This is a genomic window from Flammeovirga sp. EKP202 (assembly GCF_014534745.1).
In the GTDB taxonomy this organism is placed as follows: Bacteria; Bacteroidota; Bacteroidia; order Cytophagales; family Flammeovirgaceae; genus Flammeovirga.
The window spans coordinates 1-394 of record NZ_JACVVP010000146.1 but is presented as its reverse complement, the minus strand read 5'-3'; the positions used below and the strand labels follow the sequence as shown (position 1 = coordinate 394).

The 394-nt window shown below is 37.3% G+C and carries 1 protein-coding gene; it reads right to left on the bottom strand.

Features of this window, described 5'->3' with window-relative positions:
- The coding region (locus tag IC221_RS29365; protein WP_188172334.1) for a PD-(D/E)XK nuclease family transposase at positions 1–394 on the bottom strand (394 nt) is incomplete at both ends.

Here is a 394-nt window from a genome sequence, read left to right as displayed (position 1 = left end):
TCCTTGCTTGTCTCCAATGTATTGACATAATCACGGAAGCGTTTCAAATCTTCATCATAAAGTTCTTGGTCGGCTTTTGGGAGTGCGGTATACTCCGCTAACTTCAACACTTTTCTGAAGATATGTTCCTTTAGTACCGCTGGCAATTGTTCAAAAGTCGTGATATTGTTCAGGAGGTAGAGCCATTTGTCGAAATTGGTGAGCAGATCCTTTTCGGGCTTTTTAAACTTTGGTAATTCTAAATAGACAAACTTCAATTTTTCGTAAAAGACCTTATTGTTTTGGTCTTTGAGCTGAACAATATGGTGAAAATCTTCTTCGGTCTCATCAAAGATAAAATCCATAATGGAAATCACATAGACTGCTTTTAACTCATAATCCCATCCTTTTCCTC